Origin of the sequence: Stutzerimonas sp. FeSN7 (genome assembly GCF_030263795.1) — a bacterium.
GTDB lineage: Bacteria > Pseudomonadota > Gammaproteobacteria > Pseudomonadales > Pseudomonadaceae > Stutzerimonas > Stutzerimonas stutzeri.
The window spans coordinates 944166-961045 of the sequence record NZ_JARPMN010000001.1 but is presented as its reverse complement, the minus strand read 5'-3'; the positions used below and the strand labels follow the sequence as shown (position 1 = coordinate 961045).

17 protein-coding genes are annotated in these 16880 nt (G+C 65.6%); 12 read left to right on the top strand and 5 right to left on the bottom strand.

The annotated features are described in order from the left end of the window. Positions 1–57: 57 nt before the first annotated feature. The 3 genes from xth to P5703_RS04355 form a co-directional block, all read right to left on the bottom strand. A complete protein-coding gene (gene xth / locus P5703_RS04365; RefSeq protein ID WP_013983700.1) occupies positions 58–849 on the bottom strand; it encodes an exodeoxyribonuclease III in 792 nt (263 codons plus the stop codon). A gap of 75 nt (positions 850–924) precedes the next feature. Further along, on the bottom strand, positions 925–2283 hold the full coding sequence (locus P5703_RS04360; protein WP_279641207.1) for a heavy metal sensor histidine kinase: 1359 nt from the start codon (positions 2281–2283) through the stop codon (positions 925–927). Next, positions 2280–2954: a heavy metal response regulator transcription factor gene (locus P5703_RS04355; RefSeq protein WP_279641206.1), complete on the bottom strand. Its 675-nt coding sequence runs from the start codon at positions 2952–2954 to the stop codon at positions 2280–2282. Before P5703_RS04355 ends, P5703_RS04360 begins: the two co-directional genes overlap by 4 nt. 285 nt (positions 2955–3239) lie before the next feature. Between P5703_RS04355 and P5703_RS04350 the strand changes: the two genes are divergently transcribed. Continuing rightward, a complete protein-coding gene (locus P5703_RS04350; protein WP_279641205.1) occupies positions 3240–3743 on the top strand; it encodes a GlcG/HbpS family heme-binding protein in 504 nt (167 codons plus the stop codon). Between the two features lie 16 nt (positions 3744–3759). Further along, the gene (uraH, locus tag P5703_RS04345; protein WP_279641204.1) at positions 3760–4170 is read left to right on the top strand and encodes a hydroxyisourate hydrolase; all 411 of its coding nucleotides are present in this window, start codon (positions 3760–3762) and stop codon (positions 4168–4170) included. A 5-nt stretch (positions 4171–4175) separates the two neighbouring features. On the opposite strand, the gene P5703_RS04340 is transcribed toward uraH, so the two are convergent. Beyond that, complete coding sequence (locus P5703_RS04340) at positions 4176–5084, bottom strand: LysR family transcriptional regulator (protein WP_013983705.1); 909 nt, start codon at positions 5082–5084, stop codon at positions 4176–4178. Positions 5085–5193: 109 nt separating this feature from the next. Here P5703_RS04340 and gcl point away from each other — a divergent pair, with 109 nt between their 5' ends. From gcl to P5703_RS04310, 6 genes are all read left to right on the top strand, one after another. After that, complete coding sequence (gcl, locus tag P5703_RS04335; RefSeq protein WP_125871250.1) at positions 5194–6975, top strand: glyoxylate carboligase; 1782 nt, start codon at positions 5194–5196, stop codon at positions 6973–6975. A gap of 173 nt (positions 6976–7148) precedes the next feature. Then, on the top strand, positions 7149–7931 hold the full coding sequence (gene hyi / locus P5703_RS04330; protein WP_020308776.1) for a hydroxypyruvate isomerase: 783 nt from the start codon (positions 7149–7151) through the stop codon (positions 7929–7931). A 72-nt stretch (positions 7932–8003) separates the two neighbouring features. Continuing rightward, the gene (locus P5703_RS04325; protein ID WP_063540043.1) at positions 8004–8894 is read left to right on the top strand and encodes a 2-hydroxy-3-oxopropionate reductase; all 891 of its coding nucleotides are present in this window, start codon (positions 8004–8006) and stop codon (positions 8892–8894) included. Between the two features lie 328 nt (positions 8895–9222). Next, a complete protein-coding gene (locus P5703_RS04320; protein ID WP_285585644.1) occupies positions 9223–10494 on the top strand; it encodes a glycerate kinase type-2 family protein in 1272 nt (423 codons plus the stop codon). Between the two features lie 56 nt (positions 10495–10550). Beyond that, a complete protein-coding gene (pyk, locus tag P5703_RS04315; RefSeq protein ID WP_020308775.1) occupies positions 10551–11966 on the top strand; it encodes a pyruvate kinase in 1416 nt (471 codons plus the stop codon). A 93-nt stretch (positions 11967–12059) separates the two neighbouring features. Further along, the gene (locus tag P5703_RS04310) at positions 12060–12908 is read left to right on the top strand and encodes an urea transporter (protein ID WP_279641202.1); all 849 of its coding nucleotides are present in this window, start codon (positions 12060–12062) and stop codon (positions 12906–12908) included. Positions 12909–12921: 13 nt separating this feature from the next. Here the strand turns inward: P5703_RS04310 and P5703_RS04305 are convergent, their stop codons facing one another. Further along, positions 12922–13146, bottom strand: a complete 225-nt coding sequence (locus P5703_RS04305; protein WP_264885124.1) for a DUF2188 domain-containing protein — start codon at positions 13144–13146, stop codon at positions 12922–12924. Positions 13147–13400: 254 nt separating this feature from the next. Here P5703_RS04305 and hmpA point away from each other — a divergent pair, with 254 nt between their 5' ends. The 4 genes from hmpA to pncB all read left to right on the top strand — a co-directional run bounded on the left by hmpA (position 13401) and on the right by pncB (position 16875). Then, positions 13401–14579, top strand: coding sequence for an NO-inducible flavohemoprotein (gene hmpA / locus P5703_RS04300; RefSeq protein ID WP_196111445.1), 1179 nt, complete (start codon positions 13401–13403; stop codon positions 14577–14579). 49 nt (positions 14580–14628) lie between these two features. Continuing rightward, positions 14629–14886, top strand: a complete 258-nt coding sequence (locus P5703_RS04295; protein ID WP_011914212.1) for a hypothetical protein — start codon at positions 14629–14631, stop codon at positions 14884–14886. Between the two features lie 213 nt (positions 14887–15099). After that, a complete protein-coding gene (locus P5703_RS04290; RefSeq protein WP_003290130.1) occupies positions 15100–15270 on the top strand; it encodes a con-10 family general stress protein in 171 nt (56 codons plus the stop codon). Positions 15271–15675: 405 nt separating this feature from the next. Then, positions 15676–16875, top strand: a complete 1200-nt coding sequence (pncB, locus tag P5703_RS04285; protein ID WP_045158893.1) for a nicotinate phosphoribosyltransferase — start codon at positions 15676–15678, stop codon at positions 16873–16875. Positions 16876–16880: the final 5 nt, after the last annotated feature.

Genomic DNA, 16880 nt, shown 5'->3' with positions numbered 1-16880 from the left:
AGCGGCCACGCAGCCTCACCTCCAGCGGTCACACGCACGTCGCGACCGCCTTGGCCATCAGTCCGCCTCGCGCGCCAGGCTGACCCAGGTCGGCGCATGGTCGCTGGCGTGCTCCTGACCACGCACCCAACGATCGACACCGGCCGTCTGCAGGCACGGCGCAAGATCGGGGCTGAGCAGCAGATGGTCGATGCGCAGCCCGGAATTTTTCTGCCAGTGCTGACGGAAATAGTCCCAGAAGGTATAGACCGGTTCGTCCGGAAACTGGGCGCGCAAGGCATCGGTCCAGCCCTGAGCCAGCAGGCGCTCGTAGCACGCGCGGCTTTCCGGCTGCAGCAGCGCATCCTTGCGCCAGGAGCGCGGGTTGTAGATGTCTTCGTCAGTGGGCACCACGTTGTAGTCGCCGGCCAGCACCACAGGATGCCCGCTGGCGAGCAAGCCTGCGGCGTGCTCGATCAGCCGCTCGAACCAGGCCAGCTTGTAGTCGAACTTCGGCCCGGGCTGCGGGTTGCCGTTGGGCAGGTAGAGGCTGGCGACGATCACCCCGTGCACCGCGGCCTCCAGATAGCGGCTGTGGCTGTCGTCCGGGTCGCCGGGCAGGCCGCGGCGGATCTCCAGCGGCTCGCTGTCACGGGCGAGGATCGCCACGCCGTTCCAGGACTTTTGCCCGTGCCAGATGGCGCCATAGCCGGCGCCGCGGATGTCGTCGATGGGGAAGTCGGCATCCTGCGCCTTGAGTTCCTGCAGGCAGACCACGTCGGGCTGCTCGCGTTCGAGCCATTCGAGCAGGTTGGGCAGGCGCGCCCGGATGCCGTTGATGTTGAAGGTGGCGATTTTCAGACGATCCACAAGCGCCTCTCTGCTCAGCTGGTGATATTCACCTTAGCTGTGACCTCACGGGCCGGCATCCGTCCTTGGGCGCCGTCAGTCGGGATCAGCCGGCAAGCACAGGGTGAAGCGGGTCGCGCTGGCATCGCTGTGCACCTCCACCTCGCCGCCATGCAGCTGCGCGATCGAACGTACGATGGCCAGCCCCAGTCCGCCGGAGTCGCCCGGCTCGGCGCGGGAAGGGTCGCAGCGGTAGAAGCGGTCGAACAGGCGTGGCAGATGCTCCGGGGCAATGGGCGAGCCCTGGTTGATCACGCTGACGCGCCGCCAGCCGTCCCCGGTAGCGCTGACGATGCGCACCGGGCTGTCGGCCGCGCCGTAGCGCAGCGCGTTGGCGACGAGATTGGCCAGCGCCCGGCGGATCAGTTCGGGGTCGCCGCACAGCTCGCCCTCGGTCTCGTCGAGCAGCTGGATGCCGCGCTCCTCGGCGACGCCTTCGAAGTAGTCGCACAGTTGCTCGACCAGTGCCGGCAGTGCAAAGCGCTGCCGCTCGATAGCCGCCGCCGGCTGCTCGGCACGCGCGAGAAACAGCATGTTGTCGATCATCCGCGCCAGGCGCTCGTATTCCTCCTGATTGGAGACCAGCAGCGCCTGGTAATCCTCCACCGAGCGGGCACGGTGCAGCAGTTGCTGGGTCTGGCCCATGAGGTTGCCCAATGGCGTGCGCATCTCGTGGGCCAGGTCCTCGCTGAAGCGCGACAGCCGGGCGAAACCCTGCTCCAGCCGGGCCAGCATCTGGTTCAGCGCCGCACGCAGCGGTTCCAGCTCGCTCGGCACGGTCGAGTCGTCGAGGCGCAGGTGCAGGTGCTGCACGTCGATCGCCAGGGCCTGACGCGTCAGCCGGCGCACCGGGCGCAGCGCACGCCGGCTGATCAACCAGCCGAGCACGGATGCCAGCAGCGCGCCGACACTCAGCGCCCACCACAGCTTGGTGCGATAGGCGCCCAGCATCTGTTCGCGCTCGCTCAGCAGGCGCCCGGCCACCAGCGTCAGCCCCGCCTCGCCGGGCAGCTGTCGCCAGGCCAGACGCGCCTCGCCGATATCCCGCAGCGCCACCGGATCGGCGGCCGGCAGTGGCGGAATCGCCAGACGGGTCGGGTTGATCTCAATCAGCGCGCGCCCCTGGGCATCCAGCAGCCAGAGCAGGCTGTCGCGGTTGCCCAGCATGTTCTCGTACAGCTGCGGCCGCTGGCGCAGCGCGTCGACGCTGGCGCTGTCGTCCAGCAGCGCCTGCATGCGCTCCAGCCGGCCGAGCAGCGCCTGGTCGTCGCGCCAGACGATCTCGCGTTCCAGCGAGCGGTACAGGTAGAGGCCGATGGCGCCGAGCAGCACCATCGCGACGAGGGCGAAGGCCAGTGCCAGGCGCAGGCTGAGCGAGCGTGGCAGCAGGCTCATGCCGAGACGTCCAGCACGTAGCCCATGCCGCGCACGGTGTGGATGAGCTTGAGCGGGTACGGATCGTCGACCTTGGCGCGCAGGCGGCGGATCGCCACGTCGACCACATTGGTATCGCTGTCGAAGTTCATCTGCCAGACCTGCGAAGCGATCTGCGCACGGGACAGCACCTCGCCCTGACGGCTGAGCAGCAGATGCAGCAAGGCGAACTCCTTGTTGGTGAGGTTGATGCGCTCGCCCTGACGGGTGACGCGGCGGCGTAGCAGGTCCAGCTCCAGGTCGGCGACGTGGAAGCTTTCGACCTCGCGCGGCGGCCCACGGCGCAGCAGGGTGCGTACCCGCGCCAGCAGCTCCGCGTAGGAGAACGGCTTGACCAGGTAGTCGTCCGCGCCCAGTTCCAGCCCACGCACACGGTCCTCCACCGCATCGCGAGCGGTGAGGAACAGCACCGGTGTATGCGTCGAACGCTTGCGCACCACCTGCACCAGCTGCCAGCCATCGAGCCCCGGCAGCATGACGTCGAGGATCACCAGGTCGAACGGCTCCTCCTCGATCAGATGTTTGCCGTCGACGCCGTTGCGCGCGACCTCCACACGGTAGCCGGACTCCTCCAAACCACGCTTGAGGTAGTCGGCCGTCTTGGCCTCGTCCTCCACCACCAGAATTCGCATCGGATCACCTCGCTGAATGTGCGCCGCAGGTCGTTGAAGAACGTCAGCGAGGCAGCCAGCGCAAGGCGAAAAGAGGCGAAAAAGCGCAGTTTACAAGTGGTAAATGAGCATTTTGAGCCTGTTTTCAACGCAGCGATGGCAACGCAGGTAGTTCTTCAACTGCCTGCTAGGTTAGGGAGTCGGCGCACTGCGAGCCATTACAAAAGCGTAATGCGCAGGCAACGGTTCTGACGGGCAGGCATCGGCACCATGCGCCCCGAAGCTCAGCCACCCAAGGAAACCGATATGCGTATCGCAGCCACACTGTCATTGCTGACGCTGGCATTACTTACCCCGGCCCTAAGCGCCAACGCCGCCACGCCAGCACCGATCACCCAGCAGAACGTCTCGCTGGCCCTGGCCGACGGCCTGATCCAGGCCACGCTGGACCAGTGCCACGCGGAAAACCGCACGGCGGTGGTCGCGGTGGTGGATCGCGGCGGCAACCTCGTGGCCCTGCGCCGCGACGACAACGTCGGCCCGCACAACACCCTCGCGGCGCAGCGCAAGGCCTACACCGCGCTGTCGAGCAAGACCCCGACCCGCCTGTTCGCCGAACGCGCCGCCGCTACGCCGGATGCCGCCAACCTCAACACGCTGGATGAATTGTTGCTGCTCGGCGGTGGCGTGCCGCTGAAGGTCGGCGACGAGGTGATTGGTGCCATCGGCGTGGCCGGTGCCGGCGGTGCCAAGAACGACGAGGCCTGCGCCATGGCCGCCGTCGAAAAACTGCTGCCCTCCTCCCACTGAAGAAAAGGAAAACCCCATGAAAGCACTACGTTCAATCGCCGCCGGCTTGATGCTCAGCGGCCTGTCCGGTCTCACCCTGGCCGCCGGCAATCCGCTCAGCGTGCATGTGCTCAATCTGGAAAGCGGCCTGCCGTCACCGGATGTGCGCGTCACCCTGGAACAACGTCAGGGTGACGCCTGGAAATCACTCAACAGCGGCGAGACCAACGCGCAGGGCCGGATCACCGCGCTCTACCCGGAAGGCAAGGCGCTGGAGAAAGGCACCTATCGCGTCACCTTCAAGACCGGCGACTGGTTCGCCACGCAAAAGGCCAGCACCTTTTTCCCCGAAGTTCCGGTGATCTTCGAAGCCGATGGCAGCGTCGAGCACTACCACATCCCGCTGCTGCTGAGCCCCTACGGCTTCTCCACCTACCGCGGCAACTGAGCCGCTCAGCGCACTTCCCAGTAGCCCGGTGCGTTGTAGATGTCCTTCAGGTAGTCGATGAAGAAACGCACCTTGGCCGGCAGGTAGCGCTGCTGCGGGTAGACGGCCTGAATGTCGTAGGCCGGCAGCGCGTACTCGTCGAGTACCGTGACCAGCTCGCCGCGCTTGAGCTCGGCCTGGATCTCCCAGGTCGAGCGCCAGCCGATGCCCAGGCCCTGCTTGACCCAGTCGAACAGCAGCTCACCGTCATTGCAGTCCAGATTGCCGGCCACGCGGATGGCCACCTGCCGACCGTCGCGCAGAAAGGTCCAGCCGCGCTGCTGACCGCCCTGCAGGTTGAAAGCCAGGCAGTTGTGCTCGGTCAGTTCCTCCAGCGTCGTCGGCGTACCATGGCGGGCGAAGTACTCGGGCGAGCCGCAGACCACCCGCCTGTTCGGGAACAGCCGCACCGCCACATAGTTGGGGTCGGTCACCTCGCCGATGCGAATGCCCATGTCGTAACCGTGGCGCACCAGGTCGACCACGCTGTCGGTGAAGTTGAACGACAGTTGCAGGTCCGGATAGCGCGCCTGGAACGCCGGTGCGTGCGGGCCGATATGCCGACGCCCGAATGCCGCCGGCGCCGACACCACCAGATGGCCACGTACCGAGGTGCGGTCGTGGCTGATGCTGGCATCCACCTCATCGAAATCCTTCAGCAGCCCGCGGGCGCGCTCCAGATACTGCTCACCCAGATCGGTCAATGACAGCCCGCGCGTCGAGCGGTGCATCAGCTTCACACCCAGATGCCGCTCCAGCGCATCCAGCCGCCGGCCCATCACCACCGGGGTGACGTTCTCCTTGTGCGCAGCCGCGGCGAAGCTGCCGCAGTCGGCCACCAGCACGAAGCTGCGCAGGGTCGTATAGCGATCCATTCGATACTCCTGATATCGACAGAATTGAAGTCTCGACCAATTCCGCCAGCGAATCCAGGGCGGCATGCTTGAGCCACGTAGAAAAACTATCGAATAAGAGGTGTGATCCATGGCCCGCATGAGAGCAATCGACGCCGCCGTCGCGGTATTGCGCAAGGAAGGCATCGACACCGCCTTCGGCATCCCCGGTGCCGCGATCAATCCGCTGTATTCCGCCCTGCGGGCCGATGGCGGCATCCGTCATATCCTCGCCCGCCACGTCGAGGGTGCCTCGCACATGGCCGAGGGCTATACCCGTGCCAAGCCAGGCAACATCGGCGTGTGCATCGGCACCTCCGGCCCGGCCGGCACCGACATGATCACCGGCCTGTACTCGGCTTCCGCCGACTCCATTCCGATCCTCTGCATCACCGGGCAGGCACCGCGTGCCCGCCTGCACAAGGAAGATTTCCAGGCCGTGGACATCGAGTCCATCGCCAAGCCGGTCACCAAGTGGGCGGTCACCGTACTCGAGCCGGCACTGGTCCCGCGCGTGTTCCAGCAGGCCTTCCACGTGATGCGCTCCGGCCGCCCCGGCCCGGTGCTGATCGACCTGCCGTTCGACGTGCAGATGGCCGAGATCGAGTTCGACGTCGACACCTACGAGCCGCTGCCGGTCTATAAGCCGGCGGCAACCCGCAAGCAGATCGAGAAAGCCATCGACATGCTCTGCGCCGCCGAGCGCCCGCTGATCGTCGCCGGTGGCGGCATCTACAACGCCGCGGCCGAGGCCTTGCTGGTGGAATTCGCCGAGACCGTGGACGTGCCGGTGATCCCGACGCTGATGGGCTGGGGCTCGATCCCCGACGACCATCCGCTGATGGCCGGGATGTGCGGGCTGCAGACCAGCCACCGCTACGGCAACGCGACCCTGCTCGAATCCGACTTCGTGCTCGGCATCGGCAACCGCTGGGCCAACCGTCACACCGGCTCCGTGGAGACCTATACCAAGGGCCGCACCTTCGTCCACGTCGACATCGAGCCGACCCAGATCGGTCGGGTGTTCGCGCCGGACTACGGCATCGTCTCCGATGCCCGCGCCGCACTGGAGCTGTTCGTCGACGTGGCCAAGGCGCGCAAGGCCGAAGGGCGTCTGCCGGATCGCCGCGCCTGGGCCGCCGACTGCCTGGAACGCAAGCGCACGATGTTGCGCAAGACCAACTTCGACAGCGTGCCGATGAAGCCGCAGCGCGTGTACCAGTGCATGAACAACGCCTTCGGCAAGGACACCTGCTACGTCAGCACCATCGGCCTGTCGCAGATCGCCGCCGCGCAGTTCCTGCACGTCTACCAGCCGCGCCACTGGATCAACTGCGGCCAGGCCGGTCCGCTCGGCTGGACCATTCCGGCGGCGCTCGGTGTGGTTGCCGCGGACCCGGCGCGCAAGGTGGTGGCGCTGTCCGGCGACTACGACTTCCAGTTCATGATCGAGGAACTGGCCGTCGGTGCGCAGTTCAAGCTGCCCTACCTGCACATCCTGGTGAACAACGCCTACCTCGGGCTGATCCGCCAGGCGCAGCGCGGCTTCGACATGGATTACTGCGTGCAGCTGGGCTTCGAGAACATCAATGCCGACCAGAGCGGCATGGAAGGCTACGGCGTCGATCACGTCGCGGTGGTCGAGGGCCTGGGCTGCAAGGCGCTGCGCGTGTTCAAGCAGGAAGACCTGCGCCCGGCCATCGAGCAGGCCCAGGCCTGGATGGCCGAACACCGCGTGCCGGTGGTGATCGAGGTGATCCTCGAGCGGGTGACCAACATCGCCATGGGCACCGAGATCGACGCGATCAACGAGTTCGAGGCGCTGGCCGCAGGTCGGGAAGATGCCCCGACCGCGGTTGGATTGCTGGACTGATTCAACCGTAACCAGACGCGTGGAAGACGCTTCGCGGCCCTCCATCCTACGAACACTTCGGACCGTAGGGTGGATATCGCGAAGCATATCCACCGCAAACGCAACACCCAGGGTGGCCACCACACCACCGCAATGCGAAACCGAATGTGATCCCTACAGATCAGGAGAAAACCATGCCCCGCTTTGCCGCCAACCTGTCGATGCTGTTCACCGAGCAGGACTTCATGGACCGCTTCGCCGCTGCCGCCCAGGCCGGCTTTTCCGGTGTCGAGTACCTGTTCCCCTATGACTTCCCTGCCGAGCAGATCAAGGCTCAGCTGGATGCCAACAAGCTGACCCAGGTGCTGTTCAACCTGCCGGCCGGTGACTGGGCCGGCGGCGAACGTGGCATCGCCATCCTGCCGGAGCGGGTCGAGGAGTTCCGCGCCGGCGTGGACAAGGCCATCGCCTACGCCAAGGTGCTGGGCAACACCCAGGTCAACTGCCTGGCCGGCATCGCCCCGCGTGGCGCCGATCTCGGCCAGCTGGAAATCACCTTTATCGAAAACCTGCGCTACGCCGCGCAGAAGCTCGAGGAGGCCGGCATCCGCCTGGTGATGGAGATGATCAACACCCGCGACATTCCGCGCTTCTTCCTCAACAACACCTCCCAGGCGCAGGAAATCCGCGGCAAGGTCGGTCACGCCAACCTGTTCCTGCAGTACGACATCTACCACATGCAGATCATGGAGGGAGACCTGGCGCGCACCATCGAGAACAACCTGGCGGCGATCAACCATATCCAGCTGGCGGACAACCCCGGACGCAACGAGCCAGGCACCGGCGAGATCAACTATCGCTTCCTGTTCGAGCATCTGGATCGCATCGGCTACCAGGGCTGGGTCGGCTGCGAGTACAAGCCGGCCACTACCACCGAAGCCGGCCTTGGCTGGCTGAAAAGCCACAACGCCATCTGATCAACAGCGCGCCGCCCAGGCAGCAACGCGGGCCGCACAGCGGCCTGCACCACAGAATCGAGGAGAACACTCATGGCTAAAATCGGATTCATCGGCACCGGCATCATGGGCAAGCCCATGGCAATCAACCTGCAGAAGGCCGGCCACCAGATCTTCCTGTCCCAGCACCACGACCAGGCACCGGCCGAACTGACCGAAGCCGGCGCCATCGGCCTGGCCAATCCGCAGGAGGTCGCCCAGGAAGCCGAGTTCATCATCGTCATGGTGCCCGACACCCCGCAGGTCGAAGACGTGCTGTTCCGTGCCGATGGCGTGGCCGCCGGCGTCGGCGCCGGCAAGGTGGTGATCGACATGAGTTCGATCTCCCCCACCGCCACCAAGCAGTTCGCCGAGAAGATCAAGGCCACCGGCGCTGAATACCTCGACGCCCCGGTATCCGGTGGTGAAGTCGGCGCCAAGGCGGCCTCCTTGTCGATCATGGTCGGCGGTAGCGAAGCGGCCTTCGAACGCGCGCTGCCACTGTTCCAGGCGATGGGCAAGAACATCACCCGTGTCGGCGAGAACGGCGATGGCCAGACTGCCAAGGTGGCCAACCAGATCATCGTCGCGCTGAACATCCAGGCGGTCGCCGAGGCACTGCTGTTCGCCGCACGCAACGGTGCCGACCCGGCCAAGGTGCGCGAGGCGCTCATGGGCGGTTTCGCCGGCTCGAAGATTCTCGAAGTGCACGGCGAGCGCATGATCAAGGGCACCTTCGACCCGGGCTTCCGCATCAGCCTGCACCAGAAGGACCTCAACCTCGCCCTGGCCGGTGCCCGCGAGCTGGGCCTGAATCTGCCCAACACCGCCAATGCCCAGCAGGTGTTCAGCACCTGCGCGGCAATCGGCGGCAGCGGCTGGGACCATTCGGCGCTGATCAAGGGGCTGGAGCACATGGCCAACTTCTCGATCCGCAAGGAGTAAAGCCTTCGAGCACGCTGCAATGGGCCAGCGACCCTACCTTCAGGGACAGACAGACCGGGTGGTGGGTCATCGCAACGCCCGCGCAGCGCCGCTCAAAGGGCCGGGCCAGAGGTGCGTCAGGTCGGAATCATCGCGTCTCCCCACGACCAGCATGACCTGCGCATCTCAGCCCGACCGCCGTCACCAGACGGCACCTTTTCGATTCGCCCGGCACAAGGAGTCACGGCCCGACTGCCGGGCGGGTCGATTTCAATTGCAGACCTTAGCGCTTGCATTGGCGAGCCCTAAGGTCTGGAATCGGTTGCAGACCTCATACAAGGAGCTTCAGATGACCCTCGACCCGCAAGCCCTGCTGCGCCAGTTGTTCGACAGCGCCATCGAGGCCGCCCATCCGCGCCATGTACTCGCCGACCATCTGCCCGAAGACCGCAGCGGCCGTGCCATCGTCATCGGCGCCGGCAAGGCGGCCGCGGCCATGGCCGAAGCCATCGATAAGGTCTGGGAAGGTGAACTGTCCGGACTGGTGGTGACCCGCTACAAACACCACGCCGACTGCCGGCGTATCGAAGTGGTGGAAGCCGCACACCCGGTCCCGGACGACGCCGGCGAGCGGGTCGCCCGCCGTGTGCTGGAGCTGGTCAGCAACCTCGAGGAAAGCGATCGGGTGATCTTCCTGCTCTCCGGCGGCGGCTCGTCATTGCTGGCATTGCCGGCCGAAGGCATCTCGCTGGCGGACAAGCAGGCGATCAACAAGGCGCTGCTGCGCTCCGGCGCGCACATCGGCGAGATGAACTGCGTGCGCAAGCACCTCTCGGCGATCAAGGGCGGCCGCCTGGCCCGAGCCTGCTGGCCGGCCAGCGTGTACACCTACGCGATCTCCGACGTGCCCGGCGACGAAGCCACGGTGATCGCCTCCGGCCCCACCGTCGCCGACCCCACCACGTCGGCCGAGGCGCTGGCGATTCTCGAGCGTTACCACATCGAGGTGCCAGCCAATGTGCGCGCCTGGCTCGAGGATCCGCGCTCGGAAACCCTCAAGCCGGGCGATCCGATGCTCTCGCGCAGCCACTTCCAGCTGATCGCCACGCCGCAGCAGTCCCTCGATGCCGCGGCCCAGGCGGCCCGTGACGCCGGTATCACCCCACTGATCCTCGGTGATCTGGAAGGCGAAGCACGCGAAGTGGCCAAGGTGCATGCCGGCATCGCCCGCCAGGTGGTGCTGCACGGCCAGCCGATCGCCGCGCCCTGCGTGATCCTGTCCGGCGGCGAGACCACCGTCACCGTGCGCGGCAACGGACGCGGCGGGCGCAATGCCGAGTTCCTGCTCGCCCTGACCGAAGCGTTGCAAGGCCTGCCCGGCGTTTACGCCCTGGCCGGCGACACCGATGGCATCGACGGCTCGGAGGACAACGCCGGCGCGCTGATGACCCCGGACAGCTTTGCCCGCGCCGAGGCGCTGGGCCTGCGTGCCGCCGACTCGCTGGCCGACAACGACGGCTATGGCTACTTCGCCGCGCTGGACAGCCTGATCGTCACCGGCCCGACGCGCACCAACGTCAACGACTTTCGCGCGATCCTGATCCTGCCGTCGTCGGATTGACGGCCTCCACCTCGTTCAGGCGCGCATCAGAACAACAACTGCCCCAGAGCACCGCCATGACACACGACAAGAAGGTCAAGATCCTCGCCACCCTCGGCCCGGCCACCCGCAGCGTCGACGACGTGCGCGCACTGGTCGAGGCCGGCGTGAACCTGTTCCGCCTGAACTTCAGCCACGGCGAGCACAGCGACCACGCCGAGCGCTTCGCCTGGATTCGCCAGGTCGAGCAGGAGCTGAACCAGCCGATCGGCATCCTCATGGACCTGCAGGGGCCCAAGCTCAGAGTCGGCCGTTTCGCCGCCGGCAAGGTCCGCCTTGAGCGTGACCAGGCCTTTCGCCTGGACCTGGACCCGACACCGGGCGACAGCCGGCGCGTGAACCTGCCGCACCCGGAAATCATCGCGGCGCTGGAACCGGGCATGCAGCTGCTGATCGACGATGGTCGCCTGCGCCTGACGGTCGTCGAGCGCCATGCCGACGCCATCGAGACCCGCGTGGTGGCCGGCGGCGAGCTGTCCGACCGCAAGGGCGTGAACGTGCCGGAGGCGGTGCTGGAGCTTTCGCCGCTGACGGCGAAGGACCGCCAGGACCTGACCTTCGGCCTCGAGCTGGGCGTGGACTGGGTGGCGCTGTCGTTCGTGCAACGCCCGCAGGACATCCAGGAGGCGCGCAAGCTGATCGGCGAGCGGGCCTTCCTCATGGCCAAGATCGAAAAGCCTTCCGCGGTGCAGCACCTGCGCGAGATCGCCAGGCTGTCCGACGCGATCATGGTGGCGCGTGGCGACCTGGGCGTGGAGGTACCGCCGGAAAACGTGCCGCGCATCCAGAAGAACATCGTGCGCATCTGCCGCCAGCTCGGCCGCCCGGTGGTGGTTGCGACGCAGATGCTCGAATCCATGCGCTTCGCCCCGGCCCCGACCCGTGCCGAAGTCACCGACGTGGCCAACGCCGTGGCCGAGGGTGCGGACGCGGTGATGCTGTCGGCTGAAACCGCCTCCGGCGATTACCCGCTGGAAGCGGTGAGCATGATGAGCAAGATCATCCGCCAGGTGGAAAGCGGCCCGGACTTCCAGGCGCAGCTCGACGTGCACCGGCCCAACGCCGAGGCGACCCTGCCGGATGCCATCAGCTGCGCGATCCGCCGCATCAGCGGCATCCTGCCGGTGGCGGTGCTGGTCAACTACACCGAATCCGGCCGTTCCAGCCTGCGCGCCTCGCGCGAGCGGCCGGCCACGCCGATCCTCAGCCTGACGCCCAGCACCGCCACCGCACGCAAGCTGACGGTGGCCTGGGGCGTGTACTCGGTGGTGGATGCGCCGATGCGCGACATGGAGCAGGTCAGCGGCCACGCCGTCGAGCTGGCACGGGCGCAGGGCATGGCCGAGAGCGGCGATACGGTGCTGATCACCGCCGGTGTGCCACTGGGCCAGCCGGGTACCACCAACTCGCTGCGCATCGAAGTCCTGCCCTGAATGGAGCCGGGCGCAAGCCCGGCCCACCTCCCCACGACAGCGGTCGTCGCCCCCTTGCGGGTCGGCACCCTTGCGCTCGCCTGGATTTCGCCGATGCCCGACTCTTCGCACCTGCGCGCCGTGCTGCATGCCTTCGCCCAGATTTTTTTGCAGCGCCATGCCGGCTGCGGAGCGCTGGTCATGCTCGCGCTGGCCAGTGGCGCCCCGGCACTGCTCGTCGGCGCCTTGAGCGGCGTGCTGGTCGCTCACCTCGGCGCCACCTGGCTCGGCTATCCGCAGGCTGATCGAGACGACGGTCTCTACGGTTACAACGCCGCGCTGCTCGGCGCGCTGCTGGTGACCCAGCTGGGCCTGTCAGGCGCCAGCCTGGTGCTGGTCGGCGTGGCGGCGCTGGCCAGCTGTCCGCTACAGGCCTGGCTGCTCGCTCGGCTGCGCCACAACGGCGGCCTGCCGGGCTTCACCCTGCCCTTCGTGCTGATCGGCCTGCTCGCGCTGTTGTGCATCGCGCCGGTGTCGGTTTCATCGCCCGATGTCCCCGCACCCGACGCAACGACGCTGCGCGACGCCTGGCTGCTGGGTATCGGCCAGGTGGTCTTTCTCCACCAGCCGCTCGCCGCCGTCTGCCTGCTGGCGGCCGTGGCCCTGGCCTCCTTGCGCGATGCCCTGTGGCTGCTGGCGGGCTCGGCGATGGGGTTGTTGGCTGCGGGCCTGTTCGGCGCACCCTGGGCGGACGGCCAGGCCGGTTTCAACCCGGCCCTCGCCGCGCTGGCCCTGGTGCAATGGCGTGGCGGTTGGCGCCTGCCGCTGCTGGGCATGGTTGCCGCAGTGGCGATCTGGCGGGTGTGCATCGAACTGGGGCTGCCGGCCCTGACCCTGCCGTTCCTGCTGGCGACCTGGCTGGGCCTGGCGCTGCGCGCACCCCATCCCAGCCGGGTCGATTAGCCAGCACAAAGCCTCACCCTCCGGTTGCCAGCGGGTCCTGTTCCTGCGGGTAGCGGTGCTCTTCGGTGACGTCGCCGCCCTCGGCGTGCACCTTGACCAGCGCCGTGCGCAACTTCATGTAATCCCGGGTTTCGTCGAGGATGTCCTGCCGGTTCGCCGCTTCGAGCAGGGCGCGCTGGTCGCCCTCTTCGCGCAGCACCCAACGGTCATCTTCATGGGTGATGTGATAGATCTCCATGCCTTTCTCCAGCTGATGAAATGTTCGGGCTCTCCCATAGGAAAGCCGGACGGCGACGAAGGTTCGGCACGCAAGCGGAGTGTACATTCCACCCTCATGGGTTCGGATGACCCGTGCAAATCAGGGTGAATTTCACCAGCAACGCCCCGAAAACCTTGATTCAAGTCAATTTCAGAGCTGGAACGATTGTTGAAAGCCCTCTGCATGACGTTCGCCACGGCGACCGTCGGTTTTTCCCACCAGAGGAATATTCGATGCTTTGCGCTGAACAGATCGCCCTTATCAAAGCCACCGTGCCGTTGCTGGAAAGCGGTGGCGAAGCCCTGACCAACCATTTCTACAAGCTGCTGCTGAGCGAGCATCCCGAGGTTCGCCCGCTGTTCAACCAGGCACACCAGGCCAGCGGCGAGCAACCGCGCGCCCTGGCCAACGGCGTGCTGATGTATGCCCGGCATATCGACCGGCTGGACGCCCTCGGCCCGCTGGTGGCACAGATCATCAACAAGCACGTCGCCCTGCAGGTGCTACCCGAGCATTACCCGCTGGTCGGCAATTGCTTGCTGCGCGCCATCCGCGAGGTGCTTGGCGAGGCCATCGCCACCGATGCGGTGATCGAGGCCTGGGCGGCGGCCTATCAGCAGCTCGCCGACCTGCTCATCGGCCAGGAAGAACGCCTCTACCAGGCCAAGGCCGAAGCGCCGGGAGGCTGGCGTGGCGCGCGCCCGTTCCGCATTGCGCGCAAGGTCAAGGAGAGCGAGGAGATCACCTCGTTTCACCTGCAAGCGGAGGATGGCGGGCTGCTGATGGAGTTCCTGCCCGGCCAGTACATCGGTCTGAGGCTGGAAATCAATGGCAAGGAAGAGCGCCGCAACTACTCGTTGTCCGCTGCCGGCAACGGTCGCGAGTATCGCATCAGCGTCAAGCGCGAGCCTGGCGGCGTGGTCTCCAATGCGCTGCACGACATGCCGGAGGGCGCGATCGTCGAGCTGTTCGCGCCGGCAGGCGAGTTCACCCTTGCGCCCGGGAACAAGCCGTTGGTGCTGATCAGCGGCGGCGTGGGGATCACCCCGACCCTGGCGATGCTGGAGCAGGCGCTGGCGACGTCCCGGCCGGTGCACTTCATCCACTGCGCGCGCAATGCCGGGGTGCACGCCTTCCGCCGCGCCGTGGACGCACTCGCCGAGCGCCACACGCAGCTCCAGCGCTTCTACTGCTACGAGGAGCACGACGGCTCGGCTGACGCACCGGATGCCATCGGCCGGCTGACCGAACAGCAGTTGGCGGACTGGCTACCGCAGAGCCGCGATGTCGACGCCTACTTCCTCGGCCCGAAACCGTTCATGGCAGCCGTGCGCCGGCAACTCAAGGCCATTGGCGTGCCGGAGCAGCAAACGCGCTACGAGTTCTTCGGTCCCGCATCAGCCCTCGATTGACCCATTCGAGGCTCGCGCCACGCGAGCCTCCTTCAGAGGAGATTCAGTCATGCCGTTCCAGCCCGGTTGCTTCCGAAACCTGTGGTTCATGGCCAACAGTTTTATGGTGGGTGGCGTGCTGCTGTTGCTGCTCGGCATCAGCGGTGCCTATCTGTTCGATCATCGGCTGGCGATGGGCAGTGTGGTCGCTGCTCACGCTCTGGTCATACTTGGCCCGACGGCGCTGAAGATCGGCTACGTCATGCGCCTGCTCGCCGAGCGAAACGCGCGCTTCGCCTATCAGGCCAAGCTGACCGGCTGCAATTAACAGAACTCTTTTCTACGCCAATAAGCCCATTTACCGCTTCGCTTGTAATTTCATCACGCCATAGTCCTACTGCATATGAGGAAAACCATTCGTCTGCACTTTGAAACAGGGCGAAACTCCTGTGGCGATACCCCCTCTGAGACAGTGAAGGCTGATTGATCTCTCTCTTTCAGCCGTTTGTGAAAGTGTCTATCCAATCGAGGAGAAAAACACATGGCAAATAACAACCCTGGCAACTTCGCCAACGATCGAGAGAAAGCTTCCGAAGCCGGCCGCAAGGGCGGTCACAACAGTGGCGGCAACTTTGCCAATGACCGCGAGAAGGCCTCCGAGGCCGGCCGCAAGGGTGGCCAGAACAGCCACGGCGGTGGCCGCAGCAGCTAACTAACGCTACGGCAAAACAGAAAAGGCAGGCGCTTCGGCACCTGCCTTTTCTTATTTAACAAAGGCCCCTACCCGTCACCGACAGATATTATTATCTTTTACCGTATGCATTAAAAAAATCTGCGCTAAGTTGCTATCGAATAGATATCAAATCGATACATGAAACTATGGCGCTCGATATATATTTGCCAGCCCGTTAATATCAAAAACCCGCAACGAGCGCTACGTGACAATAATATTCCGACCAACTGCACGGCCGCACATGTTCGCCTTTCGAATTACTTGATCGACAGCGCGAGTCGACCAATGGCAGTACCCGCTCGGCAACACGCCAATGGCCCTCGGGCAGCGCCTTGCTCGCCATTTGCCGCTACCATCACCCGATGTCCAGAACGGAACGACCCGATGAGCAGCGCATTTTCGGACCGCATCATCCAGAGCCTGCTGGATACCGACTTCTACAAGCTCACCATGATGCAGGCGGTCCTGCATCACTACCCCAATGCGGAAGTGGAATGGGCCTTTCGCAGCCGCTCCGGCGAAGACCTGAGCCCTTACCTGAGCGAGATCCGCCACCAGATCGAAGCGCTGGCCGAGCTGCAGATGTCCGCCGAGGAATTGGCCTTCCTCGAGCGAGTCCCCTATATGCAGCCCGACTTCATCCGCTTTCTCGGGCTGTTCCGCTTCGATCTCCGCTACCTGCGGGTGGATGTCGAGGACGGCGAGCTGGTGATGTACCTGCGCGGGCCCTGGCTGCATGTGATCCTGTTCGAAGTACCGCTGCTGGCCATCGTCAGCGAGGTGCGCAACCGCGCGCGCTATGCGCAGGTGACGCTGGAACAGGCGGGCGCCAGGCTGGACGAAAAGTTCGCCTGGCTGCGCAGGCAGGCGACTGCCGAGGAGCTGGCCAGCTTCACCCTGGCTGACTTCGGCACCCGGCGACGATTCTCCTTCGCGGTTCAGGCCATGGTGGTCGAGCGCCTGCGCTGCGACTTTCCCGGCCGTTTCGTCGGCACCAGCAACGTGCATCTGGCCCGCACGCTGGACGTGAAACCCATGGGCACCATGGCCCACGAATGGATCATGGCGCACCAGCAGCTCGGCCCGCGCCTCATCGACAGTCAGGTCGCGGCGCTCGACTGCTGGGTTCGCGAATACCGTGGCGCACTGGGCATCGCGCTGACCGACTGCATCACCATGGATGCCTTCCTGCGCGACTTCGATCTGTACTTCGCCAAGCTGTTCGATGGCCTGCGCCACGACTCGGGCGATCCCCTGGAATGGGCGGAGAAAGCCATCGCACACTACCAGCGCCTCGGCATCGATCCGAAAAGCCGTCAGCTGATCTTTTCCGACGGTCTGGATTTCGCCAAGGCACTGCACATCCACCGCGCCCTGATCGACCGCAGCAGACCCAGCTTCGGCATAGGCACGGGGCTCACCTGCGACATTCCGGGAGTGGAGCCGACCAACATGGTGATCAAGATGACCGCCTGCAACGGCCAGCCGGTGGCAAAGATCTCCGACTCGCCAGGCAAGACCATGTGCCGCGACGAAGCCTTCGTCAGCTACCTGCGCCACGTGTTCGGCGTCGCTGCCGGCTGACCCGG